This window comes from Vibrio sp. A1-b2 (genome assembly GCF_021726015.1).
Taxonomy (GTDB): Bacteria; Pseudomonadota; Gammaproteobacteria; order Enterobacterales; family Vibrionaceae; genus Vibrio; species Vibrio diazotrophicus.
The window spans coordinates 229,291-243,546 of record NZ_JAKKCI010000002.1 but is presented as its reverse complement, the minus strand read 5'-3'; the positions used below and the strand labels follow the sequence as shown (position 1 = coordinate 243,546).

General features: G+C 42.3%; 14 protein-coding genes. 10 read left to right on the top strand and 4 right to left on the bottom strand.

Annotated elements, in window-relative coordinates; all coding sequences use genetic code 11:
* The first annotated feature begins 31 nt into the window (after window positions 1–31).
* Window positions 32–2,392 carry an ATP-binding protein gene (locus tag L3V23_RS05910; RefSeq protein WP_042481149.1) on the top strand — a complete coding sequence of 787 codons (2,361 nt, stop codon included), beginning with the start codon at window positions 32–34 and terminating at the stop codon, window positions 2,390–2,392.
* Between the two features lie 75 nt (window positions 2,393–2,467).
* Here the strand turns inward: L3V23_RS05910 and L3V23_RS05905 are convergent, their stop codons facing one another.
* Window positions 2,468–3,124, bottom strand: coding sequence for a DsbA family oxidoreductase (locus tag L3V23_RS05905; protein ID WP_042481146.1), 657 nt, complete (start codon window positions 3,122–3,124; stop codon window positions 2,468–2,470).
* Between the two features lie 312 nt (window positions 3,125–3,436).
* Between L3V23_RS05905 and L3V23_RS05900 the strand changes: the two genes are divergently transcribed.
* From L3V23_RS05900 to L3V23_RS05885, 4 genes are all read left to right on the top strand, one after another.
* Complete coding sequence (locus L3V23_RS05900) at window positions 3,437–4,789, top strand: alpha-amylase family protein (protein WP_102965818.1); 1,353 nt, start codon at window positions 3,437–3,439, stop codon at window positions 4,787–4,789.
* 285 nt (window positions 4,790–5,074) lie between these two features.
* Window positions 5,075–6,028: a DUF4382 domain-containing protein gene (locus tag L3V23_RS05895; protein ID WP_102965819.1), complete on the top strand. Its 954-nt coding sequence runs from the start codon at window positions 5,075–5,077 to the stop codon at window positions 6,026–6,028.
* Window positions 6,029–6,536: 508 nt separating this feature from the next.
* Window positions 6,537–7,769, top strand: coding sequence for a peptidase T (pepT, locus tag L3V23_RS05890; RefSeq protein ID WP_042481586.1), 1,233 nt, complete (start codon window positions 6,537–6,539; stop codon window positions 7,767–7,769).
* Between the two features lie 149 nt (window positions 7,770–7,918).
* Complete coding sequence (locus L3V23_RS05885; RefSeq protein WP_042481135.1) at window positions 7,919–8,782, top strand: mechanosensitive ion channel family protein; 864 nt, start codon at window positions 7,919–7,921, stop codon at window positions 8,780–8,782.
* Between the two features lie 61 nt (window positions 8,783–8,843).
* On the opposite strand, the gene L3V23_RS05880 is transcribed toward L3V23_RS05885, so the two are convergent.
* Complete coding sequence (locus tag L3V23_RS05880) at window positions 8,844–9,386, bottom strand: YaeQ family protein (protein ID WP_102965820.1); 543 nt, start codon at window positions 9,384–9,386, stop codon at window positions 8,844–8,846.
* 71 nt (window positions 9,387–9,457) lie between these two features.
* Entirely contained in the window at window positions 9,458–9,667 is a 210-nt protein-coding gene (locus L3V23_RS05875; protein WP_042481129.1) for a cold-shock protein, read from the bottom strand.
* A 358-nt stretch (window positions 9,668–10,025) separates the two neighbouring features.
* Between L3V23_RS05875 and L3V23_RS05870 the strand changes: the two genes are divergently transcribed.
* Window positions 10,026–10,229, top strand: a complete 204-nt coding sequence (locus L3V23_RS05870) for a ribosome alternative rescue factor ArfA (protein ID WP_042481127.1) — start codon at window positions 10,026–10,028, stop codon at window positions 10,227–10,229.
* A 55-nt stretch (window positions 10,230–10,284) separates the two neighbouring features.
* Here the strand turns inward: L3V23_RS05870 and L3V23_RS05865 are convergent, their stop codons facing one another.
* Window positions 10,285–11,448 (bottom strand): threonine/serine exporter family protein, encoded by a 1,164-nt coding sequence (locus tag L3V23_RS05865; RefSeq protein WP_042481583.1) that lies wholly within the window; start codon window positions 11,446–11,448, stop codon window positions 10,285–10,287.
* A 470-nt stretch (window positions 11,449–11,918) separates the two neighbouring features.
* Here L3V23_RS05865 and L3V23_RS05860 point away from each other — a divergent pair, with 470 nt between their 5' ends.
* The 4 genes from L3V23_RS05860 (at window position 11,919) to L3V23_RS05845 (ending at window position 14,222) form a co-directional block, all read left to right on the top strand.
* Window positions 11,919–12,287 (top strand): hypothetical protein, encoded by a 369-nt coding sequence (locus L3V23_RS05860; RefSeq protein WP_042481125.1) that lies wholly within the window; start codon window positions 11,919–11,921, stop codon window positions 12,285–12,287.
* Window positions 12,288–12,436: 149 nt separating this feature from the next.
* Window positions 12,437–12,670: a hypothetical protein gene (locus tag L3V23_RS05855; protein WP_042481122.1), complete on the top strand. Its 234-nt coding sequence runs from the start codon at window positions 12,437–12,439 to the stop codon at window positions 12,668–12,670.
* 101 nt (window positions 12,671–12,771) lie between these two features.
* A complete protein-coding gene (locus L3V23_RS05850) occupies window positions 12,772–13,776 on the top strand; it encodes a response regulator (RefSeq protein WP_042481119.1) in 1,005 nt (334 codons plus the stop codon).
* Window positions 13,776–14,222: a PAS domain-containing protein gene (locus tag L3V23_RS05845; RefSeq protein ID WP_042481116.1), complete on the top strand. Its 447-nt coding sequence runs from the start codon at window positions 13,776–13,778 to the stop codon at window positions 14,220–14,222. Before L3V23_RS05850 ends, L3V23_RS05845 begins: the two co-directional genes overlap by 1 nt.
* The last annotated feature ends 34 nt before the right edge of the window (window positions 14,223–14,256 follow it).

Here is a 14,256-nt window from a genome sequence, read left to right as displayed (position 1 = left end):
AAGAAGAATATAAAATCAAAGGAGTGGAGCTATGGCTATTCAACAACTGAACGCAGAACAGCTTTACCACGTAGCAAAGCTAGAACAATTGCCTTGCAAATCCACCAAAGAACTTCCCCCACTTGACGAAATCGTTGGTCAAGAACGTGCGCAAAAAGCGGTAGAGTTTGCTATGTCGATCAAAGAGAAGGGCTACAACATCTACGCGATTGGCCGAAATGGTTTAGGCAAACGTACTATGATCATGCGTTATCTCAGTCGCCATAAATATGAGACAGATAACCTGTATGACTGGTGTTATGTCGCAAATTTCGATGATATCCGTACTCCAAGAGTATTAAAGCTGCCACGTGGTGTTGGCAGCGCGTTTCGCCAAGACATTGAAAAGCTAATGACCAAGCTAATGAACGGTATGCCGTTAGCTTTTGATAATGAGCTATACATTGGTCGTGCTGAAAAGCTGAAAAATCAGCTCGATCAAAAGCAGCAAAGCGAACTGGAAAACATCACGAAAGACGCCAAAGAAAAAGGCATCAGCCTAACCATTACCAACCAAGGTGAATATCAGTTTGTAGCTTTGAATGGTGAAGAACTGCACACCGAAGAATCTTTCGATGCGCTAACCAAAAAAGAGCAAGAACATTTTAGCCAGACGATTGATGAACTCGAAGTTGCGTTACGTAATATGGTACGTCACTTAACTGAGTGGGAAGAGTCGTACACGGAAAAAATTAAAAAGCTTAATGATGACGTGACGCTTGATGTTGTTGCTCATTTCATTAAGCAATTAAAACAAGATTATTCGCAGTATGCGGAGATCAAAAGCTACCTGACCGACCTGCAAAAAGACATTCTGGAAAACGTAGATATCTTTTTAGAAGGCGCAGGAGAGCAGGGTGATATTGCAACGGCAGCGTTAGATAAGAAACTGCCACGTCGCTATAAAGTGAATGTGCTGGTGAGCCGTTGTTCTGACGATTTCCCTATTGTGGTTGAGGAAAACCCGAACTATCACTCTCTGTTTGGTTATGTGGAAACCGCAACTTATAAAGGCACAGTGTTTACCGATTTCTCATTGATTCGTGCGGGTAGTTTGCATAAGGCAAATGGTGGCGTATTGATGATGGATGCGGTGAAGGTATTGGAACAACCCTACGTTTGGGATGGTCTGAAACGTGCGCTGCGCTCGCGTCAAATCAGTTTCACTTCGTTGGAAAAAGAAGTGACGCTAACGGGTACCGTCTCTCTGGATCCTGAACCTATTCCGCTGGATGTCAAAATCATTCTGTTTGGTGATTACCGCACTTATGAATTGCTTGCTCACTATGATCCAGAGTTTAGCGAGTTGTTCCGTGTTACGGCTGATTTTGAAGATGAGATGAAGCGTACTGATGATACAGAGCTTCACTATGCGCGTTTCATTTCCAGCATTGTGCACGACAGCAGCTTATTACATTGTGACCGTAAGGCCATCGCGAGAATTATTGAACACAGTTCGAGGATGGCAGGCGATCAGTCAAAACTTTCTCTTCATTCGGCTCATATTGCTAACTTACTGCGTGAATCAAACTACGTCGCGAAGCAGGCGAACTCGAACATGATTCGCCAAAGTCATGTAGAAGAGGCTCTGAGTAATCAGCAAATGCGCGTCAATCGATTGCAAGAAAGTGTGATGGAAACTTTCTCCAACGGCACAACACTTATTCAGACCGAAGGCTCAGCGGTGGGGCAGGTGAATGCTTTATCTGTTCTGGCTACGAAAGATCATATGTTTGGCGCGCCAAACCGTATCACAGCGACAACGTCTTACGGTGAGGGTGACATCATTGATATTGAACGCAGCGTTGATCTAGGGGGAAGTATTCACTCAAAAGGCGTGATGATTCTTTCTGCTTATCTCAACTCGGTGTTTGGACGTACGGCGCGTGTACCGCTAACCACCACCATCACGTTTGAGCAGTCTTACGGCGGTGTTGATGGTGACAGTGCAAGTATGGCGGAGTTCTGTGCGATCGTTTCGGCGTTTTCCAAGCAGCCAAATCGACAAGATATTGCGATTACTGGCTCTATGAACCAGTTTGGTGAATCTCAACCTATCGGTGGAGTGAACGAGAAAATTGAGGGCTTCTTTGATGTGTGTTGCATCAAGGGGAGAAGTCATTCTCAAGGGGTGATCATTCCTCAGGCTAACAAGCACAACTTGATGTTAAGACCTGATATTGTCAGAGCCGTAGAAAAAGGCGAATTCAATATCTGGGCGATAAGCCATGTTTCTGAAGCGATAGAAATTTTCACGGGTAAAAAAGTCGGTATCGCGACAGAAGATGGTAGCTACCCGGTGGACAGCATATACGGTCTGGCTCAGGCCAAATTGAATGCGTTAAGAAAGTAACTGCGTAAGTGGATGAAACAATACATAAAGGCCTTCAGTGAAGGCCTTTTCTATATTTATTCCGAGTCATATTAATTAATGAATTGATGCCATGTTATTCGAGATGCTTTTTAATAGTTCAACCAGTCGCTCTGTGGATTGAGCGCCGGAGACGAGATGTTTCTGATCGATAATAATGGCGGGGACGGCATGGATACCAGCCTGAAGCCATTGTTGTTCAGTATTCGCGACCGCTTTTGCCCATGAATCATCATGTAATACTTCTAGGCATTCTGCTTCATTTAGCCCAGCATCAACGGCGATTTGTATTAGTACATTCTCGTCATCAATTTTCTTTTCATGACGGAAATACGCTTCGAACAATGCAAGCTCGAGCTCATTTTGTTTGTGATGTTGATTAGCCCACATTAATAGCTGATGGGCTTTTCGCGTGTTGTAGATTCGCATCTCTTCATAGAAATTGAAATGGAATCCCACTTCGGCGCCTAATTGAGTCAGAGTATTTCTGGCTTCAATGCTCGCTTCTTTGGTCGTACCATATTTGCGAGCGAGATGATCGCGAAGGTTTTCTCCACCTTCAGGCATGGTTGGGTTGAGCTCGAATGGATGCCAGTGTATTTCTGCCTGAATCTCATTCGATACCAGTTTCAAAGCCGCTTGCAGGCGCTTATATCCAATAATGCACCAAGGGCAGACTACATCAGAGACGATATCGATTCTTAGGGACCGCATATAATCCTCCATAGTGAGCAAAATGATCACTTATTAATGACATCAAATCCTGATGTCTCGTAAATGAAAACAACGTTGCACAGCCTAGTTAAGTATAGGCGTCTATACTGTGATGAGGTTAAGGATAACCCAACCCAGCTTAAATATGTCAATCTACGCCTTCATTCTCCACCGTTATTTAGCATTAAGAGGTGGATTTCAAATAGGTTGAATATTTTATACTCGGTTATATATCAGGGCTGTTAGCCCTAGCAAGCCGCGCATTCATTTTTAGTTTTCATTCGGCTTGTAGAGTAACAAGGAGTATTTACAATGAGTCTTCATCAGCCAACTGACGTTATTTTGCACGCATTTGACTGGCCTTATGCCCTCGTAGCTGAACGAGCTTCAGCAATATTCGAAGCTGGGTATAAAGCCGTATTGATTTCCCCTCCAATGAAATCCGCGAAAAGCGACCACGGCACAGAGTGGTGGCAGCGTTACCAACCTCAAGATTACAGAGTCATCGATAATCAACTCGGTGATACCCAAGCATTTAAAGATATGACCAATGCCTTGAAAGCTTTTGGGGTACACGTCTACGCCGATGTGGTATTCAACCACATGGCCAATGAATCGAAAAAACGCCTCGATCTTCAATACCCGAGTGAAGAGGATATGAAGCACTATCAAAAATCTTCTCGCTATTATCAAAAACAAGTGTTGTTTGGTGATTTGTCTAAACCTCTGTTCAAAGAAGAAGACTTTGTTGAAGCCTTCGGTATCAAAGACTGGAAAGACAAATGGCAAGTTCAAAATGGGCGGATTACGGGGGGGCCGCATGATCAAGGGCTACCAACTCTAAGAGACTGTCCGCATGTGATCGAAATGCAGCAGACCTATCTTAAAGCACTGAAAACATTGGGTGTGAAAGGATTCAGAATTGATGCAGCAAAGCACATGTCTATTGAGCATCTGAAAAAAGTCTGGAGTGATGAGATCACCAGAGATGTGCATATTTTCGGTGAAATTATTACCGATGGCGGTGCAACCAAAGAAGAATATAAGTTGTTCTTAGAGCCGTATTTAGCCGAAACCCAACTCGGTGCTTACGATTTCCCTTTATTTCAGACCGTGTTCAACGCACTACAAAAATCGGGCAGTTTGAAAACACTCATAGATCCTTACTGTTTTGGTGAAGCGCTTTCTAAGGAACGAGCCATTACCTTTACTGTGACCCATGACATCCCAAACAATGATGTATTCAAGAACTTAGTAATGGATGAAGCTTTAGAAAGCTTGGCGTATAGCTATATTTTGGGGCGTGATGGCGGTGTGCCGTTGATTTACACCGATCTGGATACCAGCCGCATCAAAAACAAATCGGGTCAGCCTCGTTGGGTCAACGCATGGAACGATCCAAAAATCATCGCTCAAATTGAGTTCCACAACCGGATGCACGGGCTGCCTATGGTGATGATTGAAGCCAGTGATGACTTACTGGTGTTCAGTCGTGGCGAGAAAGGAATTGTTATTATCAATAAATCTGCAAGGCCACAGACAGTAGAGCTTAACTGGAATCACGCACTACGGGATTTGTTAAGCGAACAAGTGTTCTCCAGTACTGGTACGAAAGTTGTAGTCGAAGCGGCTCCTCTATCTAGCTATATGCTTTGCAAGCAGTAATCAAAAACTGACTACCCCTCCAAAAAATAAAGATAAAAAAATGCCGCATTCAGACTGGATGCGGCAAAACTATTTAAGCTAGCAGTAGTTTAATAGGGGGGTAACTTACTTAACATGAAAAAGTACCCAGTCATCATGCATCCACTCAGTTAAATGTATGCTTGGTTTCTGCCAGCGTTATGTCAGGATTCATGCGGTTGAAATTTTTCTGACATTCAACATATTTTACTAATTTAGTCTTTCGTTTCTAAACCATAGTTCATAAGAATATATAAGGTAGTGGAAATGAAAGTCTTGCCAATATTGCTCTTAACGGCTCCTGCTCTGATACTCTCAGGTTGCGGAGGCGATGATTCGGGCTCAACACAAACGTCTAATGTTTCGTTTTCAGTTTCAGATGCTCCGGTAGATGAAGCCAGTTCTGTCACCATAGGCTTTACGCAAGTTGAATTGGTGAAAAGTGATGGTCAATCCATTTTCTTGGAAGTCGAGCCTTCAACACCAAGTCATGATTATGAACAGATAGATCTGTTGGACTATCAGGGACAAGATTCGGCTTTAGTCATTACCCAAAAGCCGATTCCAGTAGGTACCTACAAGAATCTGATTCTTCATATCAGTAACGAATCGGACGTTAACTTTGTGGTTGACGCGGATGGTACTCAAGATCTTAAGCAGCCGAGTAACAAATTGAAACTTGGTGGATTTGAGGTTACGGCAGATAAAACTCAAGCTTTTACCATCGAGTTTGATTTACGCCAATCGCTGGTTATGCGTGGCAATACCGGTTCGAACAAAGGCTACATTCTTAAGCCTCACGGCGTAACTATTCTAAATGACAAAGAAGCGGCAAACCTGACGGTTACGGTAAACTCTAGCTTGTACGCAAACATCGAAGGGTGTCCTACGACAGCGGATAATGCATTTGTTTACTTATATCAAGGTACTGAAGGAACCTTGGTTGATTTAGTTGACCCGACAGATATCGACTACACAGAAGGCACTGCCTTACCTAGTGATGCACTCAAACCGTTTGCGACTGCGAACGTAAGTGATGTTGACGGCACATACAAGTTTGGCTATTTGCCAACAGGCGATTACACCGCCGCGTTTGTTTGCAATGGTAGTGCGGATGACCCGATTCAGTATGATCAACTGACTATTCCGCAGCCTTCTACTTTGGTTACAACGGTTTCTTTGTCTGCTGGAAGCAATTCGCTAGATATGAGCAGTAACTAAACTTTTATTGACTTACGGCGACCAAAAAAATCCCCAGTTGAGCATACTGGGGATTTTTATTTTTTGAGCCTTAATGTTTTTTTATGAAACCTCGTAAGAAGTTTGACGTTGTCAGCATTAAATATTTTCTAGGGGGGAAAATAAAGGAGACATGGATAAACTTAGCTGCACAAAACTTAAACAGCAAAGTTGTGAATGATTTTCTTTTAACCTTTTTAGTGGTTTGTGATGTTAATTCCAACTAGATGTAGTGAATGAAACAGAACATTTATTTATGACACGCCTATTATGGTCAACATCCTTTCCTCCGTACTCCATCAATTTCCCTGTCTGGGCTTATCTTCGCGCCTGTACCGCTTAAGTTACCAAAAACTGATTTACAGCAATTCTTACTTTCAAATAAGACGTACTATGGAATGCAATAAGCTGCGTATCACTTAATGCTGGGATACGCGTTGCAGCATAGAGCTTTCTGTTGCTGACTAATGAATTCAAAGCGGAACTTGTTATGGAAAATCTTATTCAACGTTTTTTAAGTTATGTTACTTACGATACCCAATCAAAACCCAAGAACCATCACTGCCCAAGTTCTGCGGGGCAGAAAGTGTTTGCCCAAGCACTTTATGAAGAATTGCTTGAGCTAGGTTTAAGTGAGGTCTCCATCGACAACCATAGTTATGTGATGGCAAAGCTTAAATCAAACGTCGATTACCCAGTACCGGCTATTGGTTTTATTGCTCACATGGACACAGCGCCAGATGCATCGGGTAAACATGTGGTTCCACAGATTGTAGAAAACTACCAAGGTGGAGATATTGCTTTGGGCAAAGGCGATGAAGTCCTTTCTCCTATTCAGTATCCAGAACTGCATCAACTGCATGGTAAAAATCTGATCACTACCGATGGCAACACGCTTTTAGGTGCAGACAATAAGGCGGGTATTGCTGAAATTATAACGGCAGTCGAAATGCTGCTTGCTGATCCATCTATTCCCCATGGTGATATCTGTATTGCTTTTACGCCGGATGAAGAAATTGGTCGTGGTGCGAACCATTTTGATGTGGAAAAATTTGGTGCCGAGTGGGCCTATACCATTGATGGTGGTCCTGTCGGTGAGCTGGAATACGAGAACTTTCATGCAGCAACCGCAGAAGTGACATGTCATGGTGTGAGTGTCCACCCTGGCACTGCTAAAGGCAAAATGGTGAATGCCATGCATATTGCCTCACGCTTCGTAGTTATGATGCCAGAACAAGAAACCCCACAGAATACCGAAGGATATGAAGGTTTTTACCATCTGTCTTCTGCATCAATGGGTATCGCCAAATCTCAACTGAACTACATCCTTCGTGACTTTGAACGAGAGGGTTTAGCTGCTCGCAAAGCTTTCATGCAACAAAAAGTGGATGAACTGAACAAACAGCTATTAAAAGGCAGCGTTGAACTGGTGATTCATGATAGCTACGCCAACATGAAAGAGATGGTTGAACCACACCCGCATATTATCGAGTTGGCAAAAATCTCGATGGAACATTGCGGTGTTGAACCTCTGATTAAACCGATTCGCGGTGGTACAGATGGAGCCCGTCTTTCTTTTATGGGGCTACCTTGCCCGAACATCTTCACGGGTGGTTATAACTTCCACGGCATCCATGAGTTTATAACTATTGAGGGGATGGAACAGGCGGTTAGTGTGATCGTGACCTTAGCTGAGAAAACTGCACGGCATTATAAACAATAAACTGCTTTATCAACAATTTCGGTCGGTTATACTTAGTTGAGCGTTGGCAATGATGTGTTTGCCAACGCTTTTTTTATATCAATACCGACAGAACTTAGTCGTCATAGGTATTTCAGTAAGTTGATCGGTTGTTTGCAGTAGGAAGAATTATGGAAAAATTTAATGCGGTGGTAGATTTTCTATTCGCGCACAAAATGTTGTTATCCACGCTAATTTTGGTTGTTGTATGGCTGGTGCGCCGAGTAGTTCTTTCATACATCCGTGGTGATGTTGCATTTATTACAGAGAAACAACGTAAATGGATGTCGCGTACGAAAAACGGCGCATTTACCATTATCGTGCTTCTGTTGTTCATGCTTTGGCAATCAGAGATCAGTGAGTTTGCACTCTCTGTAACGGCTATTGCTGTTGCTATCGTTGTCGCATCAAAAGAAATCATCCTGTGTTTTACAGGTTCTATTCAACGCGCGAGCTCTCGCTCATTCCGCATTGGAGATTGGATTGAAGTGGGTTCAATCAGTGGCGAAGTGATTGAACACAATATGATGGCAACGGTTATTCAAGAGATAGCGTTGCAAAAATCCCATTATCATTACACAGGTAAAACGGCGACGTTACCAAACAGTATGTTCTTTCTTTATCCGGTAAAGAACTTGAACTTTATGAAACGCTATGTGTTTCATGACATCACCATTGTGGTGCCAGAGTTCGTCAATCTTTTCCCTTTGATTCCGCAAATACATGAACGTATCGAGGTTCACTTTGCTCACTTTATGGATGTTGCAAGACGCTATAACGCTGTTATCGAGAAACATGCGGGCGTTGACTTGCCTGGTGCTGATCCGCATGTGGAAATCACCAGTACTGCGGCAGGTGAGCAAGTCGTACATATCAAAATTTTCTGTCCAACAGAACGCGCTACCTATTTGGAGCAGTTGATAAGAAAAGACTTTATGGAACTCTATGAGCAGAAATATCCAAGAGTACCCGTGGAAATGATGGCGCAAGCTTGATTCCAGAAGCGATTGCTAAAAAGGTCTGTTTATACAGACCTTTTTCTATTTTAGGGCAGAATTACTCAGGAAGGTTTTGTAAAACTTCAAAGGCGATTTCATGACTTCCCATATCGCCTTCAACGAATAGAGATTGCCCTGTAATCATCACGGAAAGATCGACCGTTCTTGCTGGTGATGCAGAGATAAGATTGATGGCTTCTGGATCGAAGCGTACCACTTCAACAGGAAGGTAGCCGAATTTACCTTTGTGTTGATTCCACCAAATGTCAGAACGTACTTGATAAGTGTAAACTTTCACCACATCTGCAACGCGCGTGGCTTTTTTTACTCGGTCTACGTCTGGCTCGCCTAGCTCAATCCACACTTCTGAACGACCTTCTAGATTTTGTTGCCAGATATCAGGTTCAGCGGTTGTTGATATGCCCTTAGTGAACTGCAAATCAGGATGCGCATTTAAACAAAATGCCATGATTCTAGCCATCATGCGTTCATTGGTTTCGGAAGGGTGTAAAGCAACGGTTAAGTTCAGTGAGTCGTAGTAGTCACGATTTAAATCAGTTAAGGCAATTCGAAACTTATAGATAGTTGGTTTAAGGGCCATGAGGAGTTTTTCTCGTAAAAACTAAATAGCCAGCATTACGCTGGCTATTAAACAAGTATGTAGCAATAAAATTAGATAACTTTAATGCTTTCAGCTTGTGGGCCTTTTTGACCTTGAGTTACAACGAACTCAACTTTTTGGCCTTCAGCTAGAGTGCGGAAGCCTTCGCTTTGAATTGCACTGAAGTGAGCGAAAACGTCAGGACCGTTTTCTTGCTTGATGAAACCAAAACCTTTTGTTTCGTTGAACCATTTAACGGTACCAGTAACAGGTGTAGACATATTTCTTTTCCTAAAATTTTTACTTTAAAGCCGATTAGGGCGCTGATAGCGTGGAAAAATAGATTGCTATTGCGTACGACACGACGGGGGAGTTACAAGTAATCCAACGAAACAATGTGTATACAAAGAACTTCTTTCTAGCTAATGACGAGTCTAGGCAATTGAATTGACTTGTCAATCGGATCTTGAGGTCAGTCGAATCAGTGAAACAAGTTTCAACCAATTTTTTGCACTAAACACCATTTCTTAGCGATTTAAGTGAGGTTGAATAACTTTTTGATTGTTATCGATTCGGCGATTTTATTGACACTTTCAATATTGAGTGCAGAATACGCATAACTTTTAAAAGGAGAGTGAGATGAGTAAATCAATCAAAAAATCTCTACCAAACGAAGTTGTTGATACTGAATTTGGTCGAGGTGTTATTAAAGACAACGCATTAAAAGCGGTAGTAACCAGTCAATTATTTAGACAAAGAGTAGAGAAAGCGAAAAAAGGTAAAGGAAGTTTCAATCGCAAAATGAAACATAAGGGTAAAGAGCCCTATTCAAAAGCTGCTTAATTGCTGTTTTCGAATAGGGCTCTTTCATTAGTTACCAGAGTTAACTAAAGAGCGGTTATCTGTCTATTTGCGGTGAATAGATTGAGTAAGCGGTAATTTGTCCTGCAACAATCGCAGAGAACATAAACAGCGCCGACAAACCTATACTCGGAATTGGCAATATAGACTGCTCAAATACCGACTGACTGGCGCTGATCAACACGCGACTTCCCGGTACCAAAATAATGATACCTTGGACAATATATATCGAACCCGTTAGCTCCATTTTCTTTGCCAGCCACGTTCCATATAGCGTAATCAGCACAGTCGTTATCCAAGTGCCGACAACCCAACCAGCGTCAAAGCCTAGATAAAATGGCCCCCACATACCTAATACTGCAACGGGTAAACCAAGCAGGATATCTTTTGGTCTTGCATTGAAAATAACACCGATTGAAACAGAAAGAAGAAACAGGCCAAAGATGTGCAGCAACATCGGCACTTCGTTCTTGTAGGTTGCTGCAACTGCTTGCCCCCATATGGCTTCACCAATGTTCAGGCCGATTACAATACCCACAAATAGCTTAATCAGAGTTAACGCACTCTGCCCGAGTAAACTGGTGCCGGAAACTAAGTCATTAAAGGCTAAACACTCAAGCGAGTTAGCAATAGACAAACCGGGCACAAATAAGATCACTGCAGCGACACATAACGCCCAGACAGGGATGGGTAATCCAGTGCTAGCTAAAAACGCAACAAATATGCCTGTAAGCATTGAGGCAAGAAATTCGGCTGCAATCGCTCTTCTTGAATGACAGATCAGTTGGCTTAACCAAACCACAAGCCCTAAAACTACTGATATAGAGACAGCTTCGAGAGTACTACCCACCAGCATTAAATACGCTGGTGGAATGCCCATGTTAGCTAGAGCAATAATCCATTTTGAATAACCAACAGGCTCTGGCAGAGGTTCACTGCTTGGTTGGTTGATTCGAATGATGGTGTTTGCCAACAGGCTTAGGTTAATCGATGCGGGTTTATGACGCTTCATTACCACAGCGTTGTTGTCGTCAGGAAATTGGTAATTGATGGCCGTAGGTGTCGCTTGGATCATTACATCGACACCGTGCTTTTTTGCGTAATATTGGGTGTATTTTTCTACTTTGTACGGTGCACATCCACTACGGTGTAGCGTGTCGCCAATTTCTACAATTTTGTTAATTCTGTGTTGAGACAACATGGTTTTTGAAGGCTGAAATGAAATTGGCGTAAAGGTATCAGAGCGTTGTCTAATTGGCGAGAGGTTAGTGATTGTTACCAACAAAAAATATAGCGTTTTTTAATTTTAGTGCGTCTTTTATTGATTTGGCTTATGAACGATTGACATTTTCTGTCTGAATTAAGTTGTAAATACAAAATCTCTCTATTTAGTTACATTTTGTAATACTTTTTTTTGAAAATATTTACGGTTAAACAAATGTTAATAAATAAGCCTTTTATAATCCGTTTTCTCGCAAATTCTGGCTCTTATCTTTGTAAGTAAATGTGACAATTTAACGCATATTTAACATACCAACAGGTTGTTTAATAAGTATAAGTTTTGTTGATTTTTCAACCTTGAAATAAATAAAAGATGAGCGAAAATGACTGAAAAGTTAATTTCCAAAATTGAAAGGATTCATTGCTGTCACTTAAAGAGGTAGGCATGTTATGAAACTATTATTGATATTAATGACGTCGCTTTCTGCTGGTGTCGCTTCTGCAGCCCATATTCATTCTTTCCTTTTAGGTATGTCTGTCGCTGCTCTGGCTGTAGGTAGCTGTTATTGGTTTGCCTTCAGAAGTACTCGTGTACCTGAACTGGCCGTTTTCTTATTGGTTTGTGGTTTGCTAGCTAAGTTAACGGTTACCGTTATTGGTGTCATGTGGGGGCTATCAGCGCAACTTATTACGTCTCCTCTCGTGTTTGCACTGTCGTATTTATTCTTCTCTATTACTGTAACCTACTTGTGGTTTAGCTACCGAGAAAGCATTACAGAGTTACCAAAGAAAGTTCGTAACCGTATGGCGCATTTGTAAAAGTGCACTAGATTCTGCATAACAGATTAGATTTTTCTAAGGGGGCCAGTCGGCCCCCTTTTTGCTGCGTGTTGTACGACTATAGTCCTAAAGTGTCCCGTTGCTTTTCCTTATATACTTATTTGCAAATGATGTATGAAGGAAATTTTATGGATATTGCACTGTTTTGGATTGAAAAAAGTATCTTAGTCGCAGGTATCATCTTTGTTCTCACCAGCATTACACAATACGGCCGACGCAGCCATGACTGGAAAGGCATCATCACTATGTTCTATAAGCGCGTTCCTATGTCGATTTCCGAATATAAATGGTACCGAATAGGCGTAGCCCTACTGGTATGTTCCGTTCTATTACGTATTATTGCGCTTACTCTTTGGCCGTAATCTCTAAATTAATCAATAACTAGTCATCTATTTTTAGCCTTAATCACATTTTTAGGTATACACTTTAGAGAGTCTTATCAAATTAAAGGGAAGGTGATGATATGTCGTTTCCTGTACTCATCTGTGATGATTCAGCTCTTGCTCGAAAGCAGATGGCGCGTTCCCTACCTGCGGCTCTGAATGCAAATATTACCTTTGCTGAGCATGGGCTAGATGCGTTGCAGATCCTGCAACAGCAAACATTCAACCTGATGTTCCTTGACCTGACAATGCCTGAGCTGGATGGCTTTGGTACGTTAGAGGAAATGAAGAGTAGAGGTATCTCTACTCCTGTCGTGGTGGTGTCGGGCGATATTCAGCCTAAAGCGAAAGAACGTGTGATGGCTTTGGGGGCGAAAGCCTTTATTCAAAAGCCAATAGATATCAATGTTCTTAAAGACGTACTAAAAAACCTCGTCGAGCCAGTCTCGGTTCCTAAAATAGTCACTCCGGTTTCACTTGAATTACCCGTGCTTCGCAGGCGTGATATTTATATGGAAGTAGCCAACGTGGCTATTGGTCGTGCTGCGGATGCACTGGCAAGGCACTTTGACGTGTTTGTTCGTCTGCCTTTACCGAATGTGAACATCTTTGAAGTTACTGAACTGCATATGGCACTTCGCGATCTTGCGGATAATGCGCACGTGTCCGGAGTATGCCAAGGATTTAGCGGTGAGGGTATCGCAGGTGAAGCTTTAGTGCTTCTCAGTGATACCAGTGTTTCTGATTTGAAAAAGCTGATGAAAGTGCCCGCAGAGAGTGAAGATCTCGAAGAGTTGGAACTGCTAATGGATGTGTCCAATATCCTAGTGGGTTCATTTCTTAATGGGCTAGGAGAACAGGCGGAAGTTCGCTTTTTCCAAAGCTCGCCAGTCCTACTTGGTCAGCACATTACAATTGATTCCGTGATCAGCTCAACGGCGGGATCGTTCAGTAAAACAATGACGTTTGAGGTCAGCTATACGATAGAAGACACTTCGATTCGATGCGACCTGCTATTTATGTTTGTCGACGAATCATTGCCTTTGCTCGACAGCAAACTTGCCTACTTGATGGAGGATTTCTAATGTTGTCTCTTCCAGCAGAATTTGAACAGTTTCATTGGATGGTCGACATGGTACAAAACGTCGACATGGGATTAATTGTGATCGATCGTGATTACAATGTTCAGGTGTGGAATGGTTTTATGACACACCATAGTGGCAAAATGGCTCAGGAAGTGATCGGGAAATCTTTGTTCGAGGTATTCCCTGAGATTCCGCAAGAGTGGTTTCGTCTTAAAACTAAACCTGTTTACGATCTAGGTTGCCGAAGCTTCATTACATGGCAGCAACGTCCGTATTTATTTAAATGTCGCAATGTTCGACCTGTGACACAGCAAGCGGATTTTATGTATCAAAACATAACGTTAAACCCAATGCGTACGCCGACGGGTGCGATAAATTCACTGTTTCTTTCTATTCAAGATACAACTGCAGAAGCGCTTGTGGTTTTAAAAGCACACCAGAGTTGAGCGAGTTACCGTTTCACAATTGATAGATTTCAGC

What these genes read in the sequence shown, in the direction of transcription:
- L3V23_RS05850 (WP_042481119.1), top strand. Translation starts at nt 12,772, where the DNA reads ATGTCGTTTCCTGTACTCATCTGTGATGATTCAGCTCTTGCTCGAAAG.
- L3V23_RS05885 (WP_042481135.1), top strand. Translation starts at nt 7,919, where the DNA reads ATGGAAAAATTTAATGCGGTGGTAGATTTTCTATTCGCGCACAAAATG.
- L3V23_RS05875 (WP_042481129.1), bottom strand. Translation starts at nt 9,667, where the DNA reads ATGTCTACACCTGTTACTGGTACCGTTAAATGGTTCAACGAAACAAAA.
- L3V23_RS05905 (WP_042481146.1), bottom strand. Translation starts at nt 3,124, where the DNA reads ATGCGGTCCCTAAGAATCGATATCGTCTCTGATGTAGTCTGCCCTTGG.
- L3V23_RS05855 (WP_042481122.1), top strand. Translation starts at nt 12,437, where the DNA reads ATGGATATTGCACTGTTTTGGATTGAAAAAAGTATCTTAGTCGCAGGT.
- pepT (WP_042481586.1), top strand. Translation starts at nt 6,537, where the DNA reads ATGGAAAATCTTATTCAACGTTTTTTAAGTTATGTTACTTACGATACC.
- L3V23_RS05895 (WP_102965819.1), top strand. Translation starts at nt 5,075, where the DNA reads ATGAAAGTCTTGCCAATATTGCTCTTAACGGCTCCTGCTCTGATACTC.
- L3V23_RS05860 (WP_042481125.1), top strand. Translation starts at nt 11,919, where the DNA reads ATGAAACTATTATTGATATTAATGACGTCGCTTTCTGCTGGTGTCGCT.
- L3V23_RS05845 (WP_042481116.1), top strand. Translation starts at nt 13,776, where the DNA reads ATGTTGTCTCTTCCAGCAGAATTTGAACAGTTTCATTGGATGGTCGAC.
- L3V23_RS05900 (WP_102965818.1), top strand. Translation starts at nt 3,437, where the DNA reads ATGAGTCTTCATCAGCCAACTGACGTTATTTTGCACGCATTTGACTGG.
- L3V23_RS05865 (WP_042481583.1), bottom strand. Translation starts at nt 11,448, where the DNA reads ATGTTGTCTCAACACAGAATTAACAAAATTGTAGAAATTGGCGACACG.
- L3V23_RS05870 (WP_042481127.1), top strand. Translation starts at nt 10,026, where the DNA reads ATGAGTAAATCAATCAAAAAATCTCTACCAAACGAAGTTGTTGATACT.
- L3V23_RS05880 (WP_102965820.1), bottom strand. Translation starts at nt 9,386, where the DNA reads ATGGCCCTTAAACCAACTATCTATAAGTTTCGAATTGCCTTAACTGAT.
- L3V23_RS05910 (WP_042481149.1), top strand. Translation starts at nt 32, where the DNA reads ATGGCTATTCAACAACTGAACGCAGAACAGCTTTACCACGTAGCAAAG.